The organism is Streptomyces sp. NPDC059037, assembly GCF_042740015.1.
Taxonomy (GTDB): domain Bacteria; phylum Actinomycetota; class Actinomycetes; order Streptomycetales; family Streptomycetaceae; genus Streptomyces.
This window is the reverse complement of record NZ_JBHYIG010000093.1, coordinates 1-17,539: the sequence shown is the minus strand read 5'-3', so window position 1 is coordinate 17,539 and position 17,539 is coordinate 1. Positions and strand designations below refer to the sequence as shown.

The window sequence follows — 17,539 nt, the reverse complement described above, 5'->3', positions numbered from 1 at the left end:
ACCCTTTTCCCCCGCGGGGCCGCCCCCCCACACCCCGCCCCCCCCCCCCGAGCCGAGCATTGAGCCGGTGAGCGGCGAACTCACTTGTCGAGCGGAAGTCCCCCGAGCAGCTTTCCGTCGATGGGGTTCGGCAGGGTGCCACCGAAGACTGGGGTCTTGACCACCCCCGACTCCTTCGCGACGGTCTTTACCTTGTCCGCCGTGCTCTTCACGTTGTTGCCCACGTAACCGGTCGGCAGCTTGGCGGCGTTGGGGAGGCTGCTGGCGACCGTCTTACCGTTGTCGAGGAGGCCGTGCGCCGGCAGGTCCACCGCGGAGGCGGGAACAGCAGCGCCGGCAATGGCAAGGGAGCCGGCGGCAACGGCAGCAGCCTTAAGTTTCTTCATCGTGTTCCTTTCCAGGAAATCCGGTCCTCGTTCTCCCGGATCAACGAGAGGGGGCCTCTCGGGAAACTCTGGGGCCGCCAAGTTCGAGGAACTCATACGAAGGAACTGCCTGAGCGATTCGGCGTCACTCACGGCGACGCGTCCCGTGTCTTCGCTCGCGGAGGCGGGATGAAACTGGACGGCCGCAGTAGTGCCGTCGAGGTGTGACCAGCGGTTTCTCGCAGGTCGTCGGTGAAGCCGGTGTCGCTGAAGCAGAGCAGCTGGTGTCGGGGGTGTGCGGCTGCGTGCGGTTCTGGAGGAGGCCGCGGATGTGACGCGGCCGCTCCAGGTGGCCGACGATGTGCGTGGCGATCATTGAACCGGCGGCAAAGGGGGCCTGACCTGCATTTTCTACCTTGCGCCGCTCTCGGCGTGCGGCTTCCTCCTGGAAGACGGAGTATGAAAGCCGATGAGCGGAGTAGCCGTGACCAATGAAATTCCCACCCCGGCCACAGGCGATCTGGTTGTGCTGAGCGGCGTCAACAAACACTTCGGCGAGCTGCATGTCCTCCAGAGCATCGACCTGACCATTGCCCGTGGCGAGGTTGTCGTCGTCATCGGGCCGTCCGGGGGCGGGAAATCCACGCTGTGCCGTGCCATCAATCGCCTGGAGACCATCGATTCGGGTGAGATCGTCATCGATGGAAAGCCCCTGCCCGACGAAGGCCGTGAGCTGGCCGCGTTGCGGGCCGATGTGGGCATGGTCTTCCAGTCCTTCAACCTCTTCGCGCACAAAACCGTGCTGCACAACGTGACGCTCGGCCAGGTCAAGGTGCGTAAGAAGGACAAGAAGGCAGCCGAGGACCGGGCGCGTCAACTGCTCGACCGGGTGGGCGTCGGCTCCCAGGCGGAGAAGTACCCCGCGCAGCTCTCCGGTGGCCAGCAGCAGCGCGTCGCGATCGCCAGAGCGCTGGCCATGGACCCGAAGATCATGCTCTTCGACGAGCCGACCTCCGCGCTCGACCCCGAGATGATCAACGAGGTGCTCGAGGTGATGCAGCAGCTCGCCCATGACGGAATGACCATGGTCGTCGTCACCCACGAGATGGGGTTCGCCCGTTCGGCCGCCAACCGTGTGGTGTTCATGGCGGATGGCCGCATCGTGGAAGAGACGACCCCCGCGCAGTTCTTCAGCAACCCGAGCAGCGAGCGGGCCAAGGACTTCCTTTCGAAGATCCTGCACCACTGATCCGGGGGGCCTTGAGCACTAGGAATGATCACCATGAAGCTTCACAAGGTCACTGTCACGGCCGCCGCTGCGCTCGTGCTGTCCCTGACCGCCGCCGGCTGCAGTTCGGACGACGACGGCGGCGGCGACACGAGCTCGGACGGCAAGAAGATCACCATCGGCATCAAGTTCGACCAGCCGGGCATCGGCCTGAAGACGCCGGACGGCAAGTACACGGGCTTCGACGTCGACGTGGCCACCTACGTCGCCAAGGAGCTGGGACACGACCCCGGCGACATCGAGTGGAAGGAAGCCAAGAGCGCCGACCGCGAGACGCTGCTCGAGCGCGGTGACGTCGACTTCATCGCCGCCTCGTACTCGATCAACCCCGAGCGCGAGAAGAAGGTCGACTTCGCAGGCCCCTACCTCCTGGCACACCAGGACGTCCTGATCCGGGCGGACGACGACTCCATCACGAAGCCCGCGGACCTCAACAACAAGAAGCTCTGCTCGGTCACGGGCTCCACATCCGCGCAGAACGTCAAGGACAAGATCGCGCCGCAGGCCCAGCTGCAGGAGTACGGCGGCTACTCGGAGTGCCTGACCGGCCTGGAGAACAAGGTCATCGACGCCCTGACCACCGATGACTCGATCCTCGCCGGTTATGCCGCGCAGCCCGAGTTCAAGGGCAAGTTCAAGCTCGGCGGATTCAAGCTGAGCAACGAGAACTACGGCATCGGCGTAGAGAAGGGCAGCGATCTCAAGGCGCAGATCAACACCGCCCTGGAGAAGATGGTCAAGGACGGCGCCTGGGACGACGCCGTCAAGAAGAACTTCGGCCCGGCCAACTACAAGAACGAGCCCGCACCGAAGATCGGCGTCATCGTCAGCTGAGGCGGGTGACCCGAGGCGCGCCGTCCTCGCGGCGGCGCGCGTCGCCCCTTCACGTACGCGGAAGGCCGGGAGACCGTGTTCGACTTTCTCGAAGGCTACGACCTGCTGGCTGCCTTCTGGGTGACGGTGCAGCTCACCTTCTACTCCGCCATCGGTGCCCTGATCTGGGGAACGGTGCTGGCCGCCATGCGCGTCAGTCCCGTGCCGCTGATGCGTGGCTTCGGCACCGCCTACGTCAACGTGGTCCGGAACATCCCGCTCACCGTGATCATCGTCTTCACCTCGCTGGGCCTGTTCCAGACGCTCGGCGTCACCCTCGGCGCCGACGACTTCACGACGATCAACTTCCGGCTCGCCGTGCTCGGTCTGATCGTCTACACCGCGTCGTTCGTCTGTGAGGCGCTGCGGTCCGGCATCAACACGGTGCCCATGGGCCAGACGGAGGCGGCGCGTGCCATCGGCCTGAACTTCCCCCAGGTGCTGAGGCTCATCGTTCTTCCGCAGGCCTTCCGTTCCGTGGTGGGCCCACTGGCGAACGTACTGATCGCCCTGACCAAGAACACCACGGTGGCCGCCGCGATCGGCGTCGCCGAGGCGGCGGCGCTGATGCGGGAGATGATCGAGAACGAGGCTCAACTCATCCTCATCTCCGCCATCTTCGCGTTCGGATTCATCTGCCTCACCCTCCCGACCGGGCTGTTCCTCGGCTGGGTGAGCAAGAAGGTGTCGGTGAGGCGATGAGTGCGCAGAACGTCCTGTACGACGCCCCGGGGCCGCGCGCCAAGCGGCGCAATGTGCTGCTCACGGTGGTGTTCCTGATCGCACTCGCCGCCCTGATCTGGTGGGTGGTCCAGAGCCTCGCCGACAAGAACCAGCTCGAGTGGGTCAAATGGCGGCCCTTCTTCACGGACTCCCGGGCCTGGGAGACGTACATCCTGCCGGGGCTCAAGAACACGCTCATCGCCGCTGCACTGTCCATGGTCATCGCGCTGCCGCTCGGGGCGCTGTTCGGCATCGCCCGGCTCTCGGACCACTGGTGGGTGCGGGGCGCGGCGGGCACCGTCGTGGAGTTCTTCCGCGCCATCCCGGTGCTGATCCTGATGCTCTTCGCGAACGCGGCGTACTCCGAGTACACCGACATCAGCCCCGCCAGCCGGCCGCTCTACGCCGTCGTCACCGGTCTCGTCCTCTACAACGCCTCCGTACTCGCGGAGATCGTACGAGCCGGAATCCTGTCCCTGCCCCGCGGCCAGACCGACGCGGCCAAGGCGATCGGCATGCGCAAGAACCAGGTCATGCGCCACGTGCTGCTGCCGCAGTCGGTCACCGCGATGCTCCCGGCGATCGTCAGCCAGCTGGTGGTCATCGTGAAGGACACCGCGCTGGGCGGCGCGCTGATCGGGTTCTCCGAACTCCTCGCGTCGGTCCGCCCGATGAGCGCGAACTACGGCGCCAACACCATCGCCAGCTTCACCGTGGTCTCGGTGATCTTCGTCGTACTGAACTTCGCGCTCACATCCTTCGCGAGCTGGCTGGAAGGCAGGCTGCGGCGCGGCAAGAAGTCCACCGGCGCGGTGGTCACCGCGGACGCGGTCGAGACGCTTGCGACACCGGGCGAGCACTTGGGCCGTGACGATCTCGGGGGAACGGACGGCACCTCCAGCAAGTGACCACGTACGTATAGGCTGCCCCACGCAGCTGGTTCGCCCTGTCCGCCAGGCAGGCGCGTCGTAAGAGGGAACCCGGTGGGAATCCGGGACTGCCCCGCAGCGGTGAGCGGGAACGACCGCCGTCATACGCACTGGATTCGCCTGCGGATCCGGGAAGCGACGGCCAGTAGGTGCCTCGTCCTCCTTCGGGAGGGCTCGGCGGGCCCGTGAGTCCGAAGACCTGCCACTGCCCGTGCGCGAAGGAGCGCACGGCATCTCGGTGACCTCGAGGGCGGGTCGGCGGCGGAAGCGAGCATCCCCACCCAGGGGCAATCCCATGCCAGGGGCTCGGCTTCCTCGCCCTTTCTTCGCGCCCTCGTCCCGTCCCGGGAATCAGGACGAGTACTCGCGAAGGAGAGTTCCGTGACCGCCGCATCCACCGACACATCCACCGGCACATCCGCGGCCCGCACTGCCGAGGCCACCGTGTACGGCTATCCCCGGCAAGGCGCCGACCGGGAACTGAAGAAGGCCATCGAGGGGTACTGGAAGGGGCGGGTCGGCGCGGACGAACTGCGCCGGACCGCCGCCGAGTTGCGCCGCGACAACTGGCGGCAGCTCGTCGACGCCGGGATTCACGAAGTGCCGACCGGGGACTTCTCGTACTACGACCATGTCCTGGACACCAGCGTCATGGTGGGCGCCGTCCCGGACCGTCATCGTGCCGCCGTCGAAGCCGATCCGCTCGACGGGTACTTCGCCATGGCACGCGGCACCCAGGACGTGGCGCCCCTTGAGATGACCAAGTGGTTCGACACCAACTACCACTATCTCGTGCCCGAGTTGGGGCCCGATGTCGTGTTCGGCGCCGACTCGCGCAAGCAGGTCGCCGAGCTGGCCGAGGCCGTCGCGCTCGGGCACACCGGGCGGCCCGTCCTCGTCGGTCCCGTCACCTATCTGCTGCTCGCCAAGCCCGCCCCCGGCGTCGCCCCGGACTTCGAGCCGCTGACGCTCCTCGACCGGCTGCTTCCGGTGTACGCCGAGGTCCTCGCCGATCTGCGGGCCGCGGGCGCCGAGTGGGTTCAGCTGGACGAGCCCGCCCTGGTGCAGGACCGCAGCCCGGCCGAACTGAACGCCGTCGCCCGGGCCTACCGCCATCTCGGCGCGCTCACCGACCGGCCCCGACTGCTCGTCGCCTCCTATTTCGACCGGCTCGGAGAGGCCCTGCCCGTCCTCGCGAAGGCTCCCGTCGACGGCCTCGCCATCGACTTCACCGGGCCCGCCGCCGCCAATCTCGACGATCTCGCCGCCGTCGGCGGTCTGCCCGGCAAGCGTCTTGTCGCCGGCGTCGTCGACGGCCGCAATGTGTGGATCAACGACCTGGGGAAGTCCCTGGCCGTGCTCGGTACGTTGCTCGGGCTCGCCGGGCGCGTCGACGTGGCCGCCTCCTGCTCCCTGCTGCACGTCCCGCTGGACGCCGACGCCGAGAAGGGGCTTGATCCGCAGATCGCCCGCTGGCTGGCCTTCGCCCGGCAGAAGACCGGCGAGATCGCCACCCTCGCCCGTGGCCTGGGGGAAGGAACCGGGGCCATTGCCGCCCGACTCGCCGCGAATCGCGCCGACTTGGCTTCGCGCGCCAGTTCCTCGCTCACCCGCGACCCGGTGGTGCGCGCCCGCGCCGCGGCCGTCACCGACGCGGACACCCGCCGTTCCCAGACGTACGCCGAGCGGGTCGCCGCCCAGCGCGAACGGCTGCGCCTTCCGCTGTTGCCGACGACGTCCATCGGCTCCTTCCCGCAGACCGGCGAACTGCGCACCGCCCGCGCCGACCTGCGCGCCGGCCGCATCGGCGCGGCCACGTACGAGGAGCGCATCGAGGCCGAGATCCGCGAGGTCATCTCCTTCCAGGAGAAGACCGGCATCGACGTCCTGGTGCACGGCGAGCCCGAACGCAACGACATGGTGCAGTACTTCGCCGAGCGGCTCACCGGATATCTCGCCACGCAGCACGGCTGGGTCCAGTCCTACGGGACGCGCTATGTCCGTCCGCCGATCCTGGCCGGCGACATCTCCCGCCCCGAGCCGATGACGGTGCGCTGGACCGCGTACGCCCAGTCGCTCACACGGCAGCCGGTCAAGGGCATGCTCACCGGCCCGGTCACCATGCTCGCCTGGTCCTTCGTCCGCGACGACCAGCCCCTCGCCGACACCGCACGCCAGGTCGCGCTCGCCCTGCGCGACGAGGTCAACGACCTGGAGGCGGCGGGGAGTTCGGTGATCCAGGTGGATGAGCCCGCGCTGCGCGAGACGCTGCCGCTGCGCGCCGCCGACCACGGCGGGTATCTCGCCTGGGCCACCGAGTCCTTCCGGCTCAGCACGAGCGGCGTACGGCCGGACAGCCAGATCCACACCCACATGTGCTACGCCGAGTTCGGCGACATCCTCCAGGCCATCGACGACCTCGACGCCGATGTCATCAGCCTGGAGGCGGCCCGCTCGCACATGCAGGTCGCCGACGAACTCGGCGCGTCCGGCTATCCCCGCGAGGTCGGGCCCGGCGTGTACGACATCCACTCCCCGCGCGTGCCCGACGCCGAAGAGGTGACTGCCTTGCTGCGCAAGGGACTTGAGGCGATCGCGCCGGAGCGGCTCTGGGTCAACCCGGACTGCGGTCTGAAGACCCGGGGCTGGACCGAGGTCCGCGCCGCCCTCGAGAACCTGGTCGCCGCCGCGCGCGAGCTCCGTTCCACCCTCTGACCAGGGGCGTACGCGGTGGTGGTGTGCGCTTGCGTGTGCCACCACTGCGCCCGCCGTGCGAGTTGTCACGCCTCACGTGGCGCACTAGTGTCACCACGCCTTGGTGCTCGGGAAATCCGGTGTGATGCCGGTGCGGCCCTCGCCACTGTGATCGGGAAAGTCCGGCTCCAGCCCCCTGCGGGGCAGCCACTGGGTGCTCACGTACCCGGGAAGGCGGAGTCCGGGCGGTACGACCCGTCAGCCAGGAGACCGGTCAAGGCGCGTTGTCCATCCACGAGGTGCTGGAGAGGTCTGTTCAGCCATGCACATAGCCGAGGGTTTCCTCCCCCCGGCGCACGCGATCGCCTGGAGTGTCGCGTCCGCGCCGTTCGTCGTCCACGGAGTCCGTTCCCTCACCCGTGAAGTCAAGGAGCACCCCGAGAGCACCCTGCTCCTCGGCGCGTCCGGAGCCTTCACCTTTGTCCTCTCCGCCCTGAAAATCCCTTCTGTTACGGGCAGTTGCTCGCATCCGACGGGGACCGGGCTCGGCGCGATCCTGTTCCGGCCGCCGATCATGACGGTGCTCGGCACCATCACCCTTCTGTTCCAGGCTCTGCTGCTCGCCCACGGCGGGCTCACCACGCTCGGCGCCAATGTGTTCTCCATGGCGATCATCGGGCCATGGGCCGGATACGCCGTCTACCGGCTCCTGAAGAGATACGACGTACCGCTCATGGTGGCCGTGTTCTTCGGGGCGTTCGTCGCCGACCTGTCGACGTACTGCGTCACCAGCGTCCAGCTGGCCCTGGCGTTCCCCGACCCCTCCAGCGGATTCATCGGCGCCCTGGGCAAGTTCGGCGGCATCTTCGCCGTCACGCAGATCCCCCTTGCGGTCAGCGAGGGACTGCTCACCGTCCTGGTGATGCGGCTCCTCGTGCAGTCCAGCAAGGGCGAGCTCACCCGGCTCGGCGTGCTGCTCCAGGGTAAGAAGTCCGAGACGGAGGCCAGTGCCTGATGAGCCGCAACGCGAAGATCAACACCCTGCTCCTGCTCATCGTCGCCGCACTCGCTGTGCTGCCCCTGGCCCTCGGCCTCGGCGACGACAAGGAAGAGCCGTTCACCGGCGCCGACGCCCAGGCGGAGACGGCGATCACCGAGAACGACCCCGAGTACGAGCCGTGGTTCTCGCCCCTGTACGAACCCCCGTCCGGGGAGATCGAATCGGCGCTCTTCTCCCTCCAGGCGGCGCTCGGCGCGGGCGTCCTCGCCTACTACTTCGGGCTGCGCAAGGGACGCCGCCAGGGTGCCGAACGTGCCCTGGCGGAGGCTGCGGGCGCGGACGCGGAGGACACCCGGCCCCAGACCGAGCAGGTCTGAGCCGGCGTGCTGCCCATCGACGCGGCGGCGCACAGCAGTCGCTGGCGGCGCCGCCACCCCGTGGACAAGGCCGTGCTCGGGCTCGGGCTCACCGCCCTCGCGGTCTCCCTGCCGCCCTGGCCGGGCGCCGCCCTCGTCCTGGTCGCCGCGCTCGCCGTGCTGCTCGGCCCGGCGGGCGTGCCGCCCCGCAAGCTGTGGCGCGCCTACCGCGTACCGCTCGGCTTCTGCGTCACCGGCGCCCTGACCCTGCTCATCCAGATCGCAGGCCCGGAAGGGTTCATCACGCTCGCCGACGGCGGCCCGGCGCGCGCGGGCGGTCTGCTCCTGCGCACCTCCGCGGCCTCCCTCGGCGTCCTGCTCTTCGCCTTCACCACGCCGATGTCGGACCTGCTGCCCCGCCTGGTCAAGGCGGGCGTGCCGGCGCCGGTCGTGGACGTGGCGCTCGTCACGTACCGGATGAGCTTTCTGCTCCTGGACTCCATGACGCGGATCCGGCAGGCGCAGGCAGCGCGGCTCGGGCACACCACCCGGGCCGCCACCTGGCGGTCGCTCGCCGGGCTCGGCGCCACCGCGTTCGTGCGGGCCTTCGACCGGGCGAGCCGGCTGCAGGCGGGCCTCGCCGGACGGGGCTACGACGGGACGCTGCGGGTGCTGGTGCCCGAGGCCCGGGTCTCCCGGCCCTTCGTGACCGCGAGCGCGGCACTTCTCGTGGCCCTGGTGGCCCTCACCCTCGTACTCGAAAGGCTTCTTCCATGAGCGAGCCGAGCGCTCCTCCCACGCCGCGGGGCGAGTCCCTGGTGGCTCTGCGCGCGGCTTCGTACGCGTACGAGGACGGCCCCACCGTGCTCGACGGCCTCGACTTCGACATCGTCGAGGGACGTGCCCTCGCGCTGCTCGGACGCAACGGCAGCGGCAAGACCACCCTGATGCGGCTGCTCAGCGGTGGACTGCGCCCGGATGCCGGTGAGTTGACGGTCGACGGGAGCCGTGTGACGTACGACCGCAAGGGTCTTACGCGGCTGCGTACGACCGTTCAGCTCGTCGTCCAGGACCCGGACGACCAGCTGTTCGCCGCGTCGGTCGAACAGGACGTGTCCTTCGGCCCGTTGAACCTCGGCCTGCCCGACGCGGAGGTCCGCGCACGGGTCGCCGAAGCGCTCGGCGCACTGGACATCGGCGCCCTGGCCGACCGCCCCACCCATCTGCTCTCCTACGGCCAGCGCAAACGGACCGCCATCGCCGGTGCGGTGGCGATGCGCCCGCGCGTACTGATCCTCGACGAGCCGACCGCGGGGCTCGACCCCGACGGGCAGGAACGCCTCCTCGCCACCCTGCAACGGCTGCGGGACTCGGGGACGACCGTGGTCATGGCGACCCACGACGTGGACCTGGCCCTGCGCTGGGCGGACGACGCGGCGCTGCTCACCCCCTCGGGGGTGCGCACCGGGCCGGTCGCGCAGTCGCTGGCCCGGCGCGATCTGCTGTCCCAGGCAGGCCTCCACCTGCCGTGGGGGATCGCCGTGCGCGATCTGCTGCACGCGCACGGGCTGCTCGCGGAGACGGACGACGGGCCGCGCACCCCCGAGGAGTTGGCGCTCAGGGCAGCAGTGCCACCAGCGTGACGGTGGTGCCGGTGTCGCCGACCGTGATGTCGAGGCGGTCGGCGAGCGCCTCGGCGAGCCACAGGCCGCGGCCGTTCTCGGCCTCGTCGTCCACGGAGCTGCCGATGTCGATGTCGATGCCATGGCCGTTCAGTGGCCGTGCGAGTCCCGGTCCGTTGTCGGTGATGACGCAGCGCAGGCCGTCGTCCGTGTGGTCGAGGTGGATATGGCCCTTGCCGCCGCCGTGCACGATCGCGTTGCTCGCGACCTCGTGCACGGCGAGCACGAAGTCGCCGAGCCGGGGGTCGCAGAGGCCCGCGTTCTCGGCCCTGCGGGTCACCTGATGGCGCAGTCGCGCCAAGTCACCGATGGTGAAGGGTAGTTCCAGCGGCGGCGGCCGGTCCCGAGCGGGATCGCGGGGGTTCGTCCGGGAGCCGCGGTCGCCCCCGTAGTCGTCGCTGTCGATGCCGCGGTTGAGGATCACTGCGCGGATCACCCTTCAGCCAGGACGAGTTGAGGGACTTCGGCGGCACGGCAGAGCCGTATCACCTTGCTCTGCGCGGGTCGGACGCGGACCGTGATCCGCTGGTCGCGGGGGAGTCCGCGCGCGAGCCGCACCAGCAGAGCGGCGCTGTGTACGTCGATGAAGCAGAGCTCGGAGAGATCGAGCGCCCCCGGGCGGCCGGGACCGGTGAGGGCGTGGGTGAGGGCCGTGGCGAACTCCTCGCGCGTGCAGAGGTCGGCGTCTCCGGCGATCCGCAGCTCGCCGCCCGTGCGGGTGACTTCCAGTGCGCCGAGCCGGTGCAGGACCTTCTTGGGGTGGGCCCGGCGGATGCGGTCCAGGAGGGCGTCGTCGAACCTGCGCCGGTCGTACTCGCAGATGGCGGTGAAGCCGATCTCGGCGAAGAGCGGGGAGAGATCGGTCTCGTAGGAGACCAACAGGTCGTGGTCGACGCCCGGTTCGGCGGCCCAGGCCATGTCGCCGACCACCCGGAGCCCCGAGAAGCCCTTGTGCCGGGCCTGTTCGGTGAGCTCCACCCAGGTGCGGGCGCGCTCGACCGGGTCGAAGCCGCTGTCCGGGTCGTAACCCGGCACTTCGTTGACCACGACCAACTGCCCCTCGCAGAGGGCCGCTTCGACGGGGAAGCCGCGGATGCGTAACTGTTCGGCCGCGACGGCCGGGGTGGTCGCCGGGTCGGTGAAGAGCATGACCTGCTCACCCCGTGACAGGCCGATGTCGGTGTAGGCGGCGCGGAGCTCCCAGCGGTCTTCGTCGTCGTCGAACCCCAGGCAGGCGTGGTCGCCGGCGTTCATACGGGTGACGGAGACCGTCCGGGTCGCGGAGCTGGCGTCCATGAGGGCAGACCCTAGGGGCGGCGGCGGGGCCGTGCCGCCGCTGATCGCAGTTGTCCGAAGTCGTTCCCGTCGGTTCCGGGTCGGTCCGCGTGATCAGTACGCGTGATCATTAAGGGCGCCCGGCATGGACGGGTTCTGCCAACTTGCCGTCGGGGCAAGGACGTTCCCGCAACTTGCCGTCGGGGCAAGGGCGTTCCCGCAGATCGAAATCGCGTTGCGTCGCGCGATCGGCCGACGCGATGATCGGCCCATGGCCCCGAATCCCCCCGACGGCCGCGCCGGAATCGACGCCGCCCTGGTGAAGCGCCTGATCGCCGCCCAGTTTCCGCAGTGGAGCGAGCTGCCCGTGCGGCCGGTCGAGGCCGACGGCTGGGACAACCGCACGTACCGCATCGGCGACGCCATGACGGCCCGGCTGCCCACCGCCGCCGGCTACGCCCCCGCGGTCGCCAAGGAGAACCACTGGCTGCCGCGCCTCGCGCCGGGCCTGCCGGTGGCCGTTCCGCCGATCCTGGCCCAGGGCGAACCGGGCGAGGGATACGCCTTCCCGTGGTCCGTCCGCGGCTGGCTGGACGGCGAGACGGCCGCGCACGACCGCATCGACGACATGGAGCGCTTCGCCGTCTCGGTGGCCGACTTCATCCGCGCCCTGCAGCGCTGCGACGCCACCGGCGGTCCGCAGGCCGGTGCGCACAGCTGGTGGCGGGGCGCGTCACCGGCGTACTACGACGAGGAGACGCGCCGCTGCCTGGCTGCACTTGAGCGCAGGGGTGAGGGCGGGGCTGAGCGCGGGGCCGGCGGCGGCGGGGTGGACATCGGCCGGGCCGCCGCCGTCTGGGACGCGGCACTCGCCGCGGAGTGGCGCGGGGCGCCCGTGTGGTTCCACGGCGACATCGCGTCGGGCAACCTCCTGGTCGCCGACGGCCGGCTGACCGCCGTCATCGACTTCGGCACGTCGGGGGTCGGCGACCCGGCCTGCGACCTGGTCATCGCGTGGGGGATGTTCTCCGGCGACAGCCGCGAGGCCTTCCGGCAGGCGGTCGGCCAGGACGACGACACCTGGGCGCGGGCGCGCGGCTGGTCGCTGTGGAAGACCCTCCTGACGCTGACCGAGTGCGTCGACTCCGATCCCGAACAGGCCGCCGGCTGCCGGCGCGTGATCGAGGCGGTCCTCGCCGACCACGACCGCTTCGGGGCCTCCCGCGGGTCGCGCCTCTCCTAGGGGCGCGGCCGCGGCTTTCAGGTGCGGTCGATGTGCACGCTGGTGGACTTCACGCGGGCGGTGGCCTGCATGCCGACCTCCAGGCCGAGTTCTTCGACGGCCTCCCGGGTGAGGAGGGAGACGAGCCGGTGCGGGCCCGCCTGGATCTCGACCTGGGCCGCCACGTCGCCGAGCTTGATGGCGGTGACGATGCCGGGGAAGGCGTTGCGGGCCGAGGTGTACGAGACGTCGTCCTCGTCACCGCCCGCCTGCCCCTGGCCGACCTCCACGGAGAAGGCGGCGAGATCGCGCCCGTCGATGAGCCGACGGCCGCCCTCCTCCCGATGGGTCGCGACCCGCCCGGCGTCCGCCCAGCGACGTGCGGTGTCGGGGCTGACGCCGAGCAGACGGGCCGCCTGCCCGATGGTGTAGGACTGCATGCGCGACACGATAGGCAACCGCATCTGGCATTTACAACATATCTGGGTGAATCTCCATGGCAGATGCTGGCAGATGCCACTCTCCTTGGAGGATGGCCCGAGCGGGGCGAAGGCCCGAGCGGGGCTCGTCGGCCGTGCCTCGCCCCGCCCGTGCGTTCGCTCACCCGGCCTCGGGTGCCCGACCCCTCACCTCGGGGACCTGCTCCAGCGCGATCCCGAAATGCGTCGCGTACGCGTCGAGCACATCGGCGTCCGTGGCCAGCTCGGCGGTCTCGCGCTGACCGGCCACGGTGGTGGTGAGGGTGCGGCCGCTGAGGGTGATCCGACCGGTCCCGGTGAGCAGCGAGCAGACCAGCGACCGGGTGAAGTGGGACAGCGGCGATGTGCGGTGCCACCAGGCGCCGATCGTGAAGTCGGCCAGGGCGCGCGGGCGGTGTTCGAGCACGTACTGCGGCTTGCCGTCGCGCAGGACGTCCAGATCGCCGTCGGCGGTGTCCTGGATGCGGAAGGTGCCGCCGGGGTCCGACTGGTCGCCGCGCTCGCCGAAGGCCAGCGGGAAGTGGCTGTGGGTGCCGAAGCCGATGTCGGCGAGCCAGTCGCCCCCGTCGCTGGTGCGTACGCGCAGGGCCATGTGGTCGTAGGGGATGCCGGGGCGCCCCGACGGCTCGTACACCCGGGCCTGCAGTCGCGTCACCTCGAAGCCGAGGGAGGTGAGCAGCGCCGCGAAGGCGCCGTTGAGTTCGTAGCAGAACCCGCCGCGGTGGCGGTCCACGATCTTCGCGACGAGGGCCTCGTCGGTGAGTTCGATGTCCTCGCCGAGATGGATGGAGAGGTTCTCGAAGGGGACGGCCAGCAGATGCGCGAGGTGCAGATCGTGCAGGGCCCGCGTGGTCGGCGCGGCCGGGCGCTCGGCGTCGATGCGACGCAGGTAGGCGTCCGTCTGAAGAAATTCCATGGGCCTCAGTCTGCCGGTTCGCGCATGATGTCCGTGCCCGTCGAATGCCTTGCCGGGGAGCCGACTTGCCGACTCGCTTTGCCGACTCGCCTTGCCGACTCGGCGACGGCCGCTCCCCACCGCACCCCGCCACCCCCTGCCCCGAAGGAACCATGCCGGCCGAGCCCACGCCCTTCCGCGTCTCCGTCTCCGACGACGTCCTCGACGACCTGCGTACGCGTCTGAAGCGCACGCTCTTCACCGTCCCGTCCGACTCCACCTACTGGGCGGCCGGAACCGACCCCGGCTATCTGCGCGAACTCGTCGCCTACTGGGCGGACGACTTCGACTGGCGGGCCGCCGAGGCCGCGCTCAACGCCTTTCCCCAGTACGTCGCCGAAGTCGCCGGACGGCGCGTGCACTTCGTCCATCTGCGCGGCCGCAGGACCGAAGGCGCCCCCGCGCCACTGCCGTTGGTCCTGAGCCATGGCTGGCCGAGCAGCTTCGTGGAGATGCTGCGGGTCGCCGAGCGGCTCGCCGACCCGGCCGCGCACGGCGGTGACCCGGCCGACGCCTTCGACGTGGTCGTCCCCTCGCTGCCCGGCTTCCTCCACTCCGAGCTGCCGCGCGAGCCGTTCACCCGCAGGGGCGTCGCGGACATCTGGCACGAGCTGATGACCGAGACCCTCGGATACGAGCGCTTCGGCGCGTTCGGCGGTGACATCGGCGGCGGTGTGACGCAGTGGCTCGGCGCCCTCCACCCGCGCGACGTGGCGGGGGTGCACATCACGTCGGCGGTGGTCACCGCGGAGTTCGACGAGCAGCCCGCGACCCCCGAGGAGCAGGCGTACCTCGACGCGCTGGCCGCGTACGACGTGGACGACCAGGGCTACAGCGAGATCATGTGCACCCGGCCCGACACGATCGCCGCCGCCCTGCTGGATTCCCCCGCCGGGCTCGTCGCCTGGATCGCCGACAAGTACCGCGACTGGAGCGACTGCGGCGGCGATCTGGAAGCCCGCTGGGACAAGGGCACGCTGCTCACGGTCGCGACCCTGTACTGGGCCACCGGCAGCATCGGCACGTCCTTCCGGCAGTACTACGACTACCCCCTGAACAAACCGGTGCCGCCCATCACCGTCCCCGGCGCCATCACCCTCAGCCATGAACCGGCGTACATCGGCTACCCGAGGAGTCTCGCCGAGCGCACCTTCACCGATCTGCGCCACTGGAGCACTCCGAAGCGCGGCGGCCATTTCATGGCGCACGAGGAGCCCGAACAGGTGGCTGACGAGCTGCGGACGTTCTTCAGGCCGTTGAGATAAGGTTAGGCTTAGCTAAGTTGATGTTGAGGTGCGGCGGGCCAGGAAGGCGGGGAACGATGCGGGTCCTCTTCGTGTGCGGATGAGTACGGATGCCGCGGCGAGCGCGGACGCGGGCGTGCTCGCGGCGGATGTGACGCCCCGTCGGATCGTGGGGCCGACGCCCTGTATCGAGCGGGTCGCCGCGCGCCTGGCTGGTCTTGCGGACTCCTCCGGGGGCCTTGATGACTCCGAGGGCTTTGACGGCACGGGCGGCTCCGGCGACTTCAGCGGCTCCGGCGGCCTCGGCGGCTTCACCGGTGAACGGGCCGCCCTGCTCGAAGAGTTCTGGGCGGAGGCCGGGCGCCGCGGCACGCCCCTGGTCGAGTCCGTCGACGGCGACCCGGAACACCGCGCGGTGACGTTCCTGTGGCGCGGCCACCGCGTCACCCGGCAGGTGCTGCTGCTCGCCAACCGCATCGGGGACCGGGACGACCTCGCCGCCTCCCGCCTCAGCCTGCTGCCGGGCACGGACATCTGGTACGTCGGCTACCGGCTGCGCGCCGATCACCGTGGCTCGTACCGCATGGCCGCCGACATCTCGCCCGGCCAGCCGCCCGCCTCCGCCGCGCTCCTCCAGGAGCGGCTGCGCTCCCTGTCCGCGCACGCCGCCCCCGACCCGCTCAACTCCCGTCGGATGCCCGGCCGTTGGCTCGCCCGCGACAGCTCCGTCTTCGCGCTGCCGCGAGCCCCCGCGCAGCCGTGGGCCGAACCGCGCGCGGGGGTGGCCCGGGGGAGGGTCGAGCGGCACCGGCTGCCCGCGGGTGTGCTCGGTGCCGAGCGCGACGTGTGGGTGTATCTGCCGCCGGGCGCCGATGCGGCCGGACTCCCGGCCGGACTGCCGGCCGATCTGCCGGTCCTCGTGCTGTGCGACGGCGACATGTGGTTCGGGCGGCTCGGCTTCCAGGACACGCTGGACGCCCTCGTCGCCGACGGCGCGCTGCCCCCGCTCGCCGTCCTCGCACCCGACGCCGTCGACAACCCCACCCGGCAGCGCGAACTCGGCGCCCACGACAGCTACGTGGGCTTCCTCGCCGACGAGCTCCTGCCCTGGGCCGCCGGGCGCTGGCCGCTGACCACCGACCCCGCGCGCACCGTCGTGGCGGGCCAGAGCCTGGGCGGACTGACTTCTCTGTACGCGGGGTTCCTGCGCCCGGAGCGGTTCGGCAACGTCCTGGCCCAGTCCCCGTCGCTGTGGTGGCGCCCCGGACTTCCGCCGGGCGTTGCCGAGGTTCCGCCCGCGCGGAATCCGTGGCTCATCTCACGCTTCAACGCCGCCGAACGGCGCGCCATCACCGTGCACATCGACGTCGGACTGCACGAGGGCACCCTGGTCGAGCACACCCGTGGGCTGTACGAGGCGCTGCGTTCCCGCGGCTGTCTGGCGACCTGGAACACGTACAACGGCGGTCATGATCACGCCTGTTGGCGCGGCTGCCTCGCCGACGGCCTGGTGTCCCTGCTCGCCCGCTGAGCGGCGGCCCGCCGAGCCGATCCCCCGCCGCGCGCACCGTTCTCGACGCTGACGCGGGCGCCCTGTCACACTTGGGCCGCCCGTGTCGCTGTTGGGCTGAACGGGTGAGGTCGCGTAAGAATTGGCCGGTGCAGATACCGAAGGCGAGTCAGGACGGGGTGGGGCGTTGAACAGCCACGACGTCACCGACGAACAGTGGGAAGGGCTCGCCCAGGTCGTACCGCTGCGCAGCCGCGACGAATGGCCGTCCTGGCCCGGCCACCGCGCGCTGCCCGACGCCGAGACCGAGACGCGAAGGCGCTTCGTCGTGATGCGGGTGAACGTCTTCGCGGACGCCCGTGAGGTCGCCGAGACGGTGATGTCCCAGATCCCGGTCCTGCTCGACCTGACCGGCGCCGAGACGGAAGTCGCCAAGCGCGTCCTGGACTTCAGCAGCGGCGTGGTCCTCGGCCTCGGCTGCGGGATGCACCGGGTCGACAAGAACGTCTTCCTGCTCGCACCGCCCGGCACCGAGGTGCAGGGGCTCGTCGCGGCGGCCCAGTCGTAGGCATGCATCGCTGTGTACGCCGTGGCCGTGGGGCATAGGCCGGGCGCATAGCCGCTCGGGGCCGGGCCGGAGGCCGCTCCGGCGGTAATCCCTCATTAGTAGGAAGGTCATCGGGGCGGAACGGTTCGGCGGACCCGCCGCCGCCTACCGTCCGGACATGACTGTGCACCTCCCGGGGGCGGCCGCCGGGCCACTGTCGGGCCCGGACCGGAGCTGCGTCACCGAACTCCGGCTCTCCGCCTTCGCCGCGCACCGCGGCGCCGTGGGGGGGGGGGGGCGCCCGGGGGGGGGGGGGGGGGGGCGGGGGGGGGGGGGGGGCCCCCCGCGCCGCCCCCGCGGGGGGCCCCGCCCGCGGCGCCCGCGGGGGGCGCGCGCC

18 protein-coding genes and 2 riboswitches are annotated in these 17,539 nt (G+C 70.5%); of the genes, 13 read left to right on the top strand and 5 right to left on the bottom strand.

Annotated elements, in window-relative coordinates:
• Nucleotides 1-80 precede the first annotated feature (80 nt).
• Nucleotides 81-386 carry a hypothetical protein gene (locus tag ACFWY6_RS20480; RefSeq protein WP_384692225.1) on the bottom strand — a complete coding sequence of 102 codons (306 nt, stop codon included), beginning with the start codon at nt 384-386 and terminating at the stop codon, nt 81-83.
• A gap of 448 nt (nt 387-834) precedes the next feature.
• Between ACFWY6_RS20480 and ACFWY6_RS20475 the strand changes: the two genes are divergently transcribed.
• The 9 genes from ACFWY6_RS20475 (at nt 835) to ACFWY6_RS20435 (ending at nt 9,871) form a co-directional block, all read left to right on the top strand.
• Nucleotides 835-1,614: an amino acid ABC transporter ATP-binding protein gene (locus tag ACFWY6_RS20475; protein WP_384692195.1), complete on the top strand. Its 780-nt coding sequence runs from the start codon at nt 835-837 to the stop codon at nt 1,612-1,614.
• 33 nt (nt 1,615-1,647) lie between these two features.
• The gene (locus ACFWY6_RS20470; RefSeq protein WP_384692193.1) at nt 1,648-2,487 is read left to right on the top strand and encodes a transporter substrate-binding domain-containing protein; all 840 of its coding nucleotides are present in this window, start codon (nt 1,648-1,650) and stop codon (nt 2,485-2,487) included.
• Between the two features lie 75 nt (nt 2,488-2,562).
• Nucleotides 2,563-3,228 carry an amino acid ABC transporter permease gene (locus ACFWY6_RS20465; RefSeq protein WP_384692190.1) on the top strand — a complete coding sequence of 222 codons (666 nt, stop codon included), beginning with the start codon at nt 2,563-2,565 and terminating at the stop codon, nt 3,226-3,228.
• Nucleotides 3,225-4,157 (top strand): amino acid ABC transporter permease, encoded by a 933-nt coding sequence (locus ACFWY6_RS20460; RefSeq protein WP_384692187.1) that lies wholly within the window; start codon nt 3,225-3,227, stop codon nt 4,155-4,157. The genes ACFWY6_RS20465 and ACFWY6_RS20460 overlap by 4 nt, the downstream gene beginning before the upstream one ends.
• Before the next feature lie 29 nt (nt 4,158-4,186).
• Nucleotides 4,187-4,383: riboswitch (cobalamin riboswitch) on the top strand.
• A 176-nt stretch (nt 4,384-4,559) separates the two neighbouring features.
• On the top strand, nt 4,560-6,893 hold the full coding sequence (gene metE / locus ACFWY6_RS20455; RefSeq protein ID WP_384692185.1) for a 5-methyltetrahydropteroyltriglutamate--homocysteine S-methyltransferase: 2,334 nt from the start codon (nt 4,560-4,562) through the stop codon (nt 6,891-6,893).
• A gap of 84 nt (nt 6,894-6,977) precedes the next feature.
• Nucleotides 6,978-7,166: riboswitch (cobalamin riboswitch) on the top strand.
• A 28-nt stretch (nt 7,167-7,194) separates the two neighbouring features.
• Entirely contained in the window at nt 7,195-7,887 is a 693-nt protein-coding gene (locus tag ACFWY6_RS20450; RefSeq protein WP_365501586.1) for an energy-coupling factor ABC transporter permease, read from the top strand.
• Complete coding sequence (locus ACFWY6_RS20445; protein WP_384692182.1) at nt 7,887-8,249, top strand: energy-coupling factor ABC transporter substrate-binding protein; 363 nt, start codon at nt 7,887-7,889, stop codon at nt 8,247-8,249. Before ACFWY6_RS20450 ends, ACFWY6_RS20445 begins: the two co-directional genes overlap by 1 nt.
• Nucleotides 8,250-8,255: 6 nt before the next feature.
• The gene (gene cbiQ, locus ACFWY6_RS20440; protein WP_384692179.1) at nt 8,256-9,005 is read left to right on the top strand and encodes a cobalt ECF transporter T component CbiQ; all 750 of its coding nucleotides are present in this window, start codon (nt 8,256-8,258) and stop codon (nt 9,003-9,005) included.
• Nucleotides 9,002-9,871, top strand: coding sequence for an energy-coupling factor ABC transporter ATP-binding protein (locus ACFWY6_RS20435; protein ID WP_384692177.1), 870 nt, complete (start codon nt 9,002-9,004; stop codon nt 9,869-9,871). The genes cbiQ and ACFWY6_RS20435 overlap by 4 nt, the downstream gene beginning before the upstream one ends.
• Here ACFWY6_RS20435 and ACFWY6_RS20430 read toward each other — a convergent pair.
• Nucleotides 9,846-10,334, bottom strand: a complete 489-nt coding sequence (locus ACFWY6_RS20430) for an ATP-binding protein (protein WP_384692175.1) — start codon at nt 10,332-10,334, stop codon at nt 9,846-9,848. The genes ACFWY6_RS20435 and ACFWY6_RS20430 overlap by 26 nt on opposite strands.
• A gap of 8 nt (nt 10,335-10,342) precedes the next feature.
• Complete coding sequence (locus tag ACFWY6_RS20425; protein ID WP_361825769.1) at nt 10,343-11,206, bottom strand: MEDS domain-containing protein; 864 nt, start codon at nt 11,204-11,206, stop codon at nt 10,343-10,345.
• Between the two features lie 250 nt (nt 11,207-11,456).
• On the opposite strand from ACFWY6_RS20425, the gene ACFWY6_RS20420 reads away from it, so the two are divergent.
• A complete protein-coding gene (locus tag ACFWY6_RS20420) occupies nt 11,457-12,428 on the top strand; it encodes an aminoglycoside phosphotransferase family protein (RefSeq protein ID WP_384692172.1) in 972 nt (323 codons plus the stop codon).
• A 17-nt stretch (nt 12,429-12,445) separates the two neighbouring features.
• Here the strand turns inward: ACFWY6_RS20420 and ACFWY6_RS20415 are convergent, their stop codons facing one another.
• Together ACFWY6_RS20415 and ACFWY6_RS20410 are read right to left on the bottom strand one after the other, a co-directional pair.
• The gene (locus ACFWY6_RS20415) at nt 12,446-12,847 is read right to left on the bottom strand and encodes a molybdopterin-binding protein (protein ID WP_266871399.1); all 402 of its coding nucleotides are present in this window, start codon (nt 12,845-12,847) and stop codon (nt 12,446-12,448) included.
• Nucleotides 12,848-13,007: 160 nt separating this feature from the next.
• A complete protein-coding gene (locus ACFWY6_RS20410; protein WP_384692168.1) occupies nt 13,008-13,802 on the bottom strand; it encodes an arylamine N-acetyltransferase in 795 nt (264 codons plus the stop codon).
• 152 nt (nt 13,803-13,954) lie between these two features.
• Between ACFWY6_RS20410 and ACFWY6_RS20405 the strand changes: the two genes are divergently transcribed.
• From ACFWY6_RS20405 to ACFWY6_RS20395, 3 genes are all read left to right on the top strand, one after another.
• Nucleotides 13,955-15,106 (top strand): epoxide hydrolase family protein, encoded by a 1,152-nt coding sequence (locus ACFWY6_RS20405; RefSeq protein WP_384692165.1) that lies wholly within the window; start codon nt 13,955-13,957, stop codon nt 15,104-15,106.
• A gap of 79 nt (nt 15,107-15,185) precedes the next feature.
• Nucleotides 15,186-16,616, top strand: a complete 1,431-nt coding sequence (fes, locus tag ACFWY6_RS20400; RefSeq protein ID WP_384692162.1) for an enterochelin esterase — start codon at nt 15,186-15,188, stop codon at nt 16,614-16,616.
• A 166-nt stretch (nt 16,617-16,782) separates the two neighbouring features.
• On the top strand, nt 16,783-17,163 hold the full coding sequence (locus ACFWY6_RS20395) for a cell division protein SepF (RefSeq protein WP_384692159.1): 381 nt from the start codon (nt 16,783-16,785) through the stop codon (nt 17,161-17,163).
• Nucleotides 17,164-17,539 lie beyond the last annotated feature (376 nt).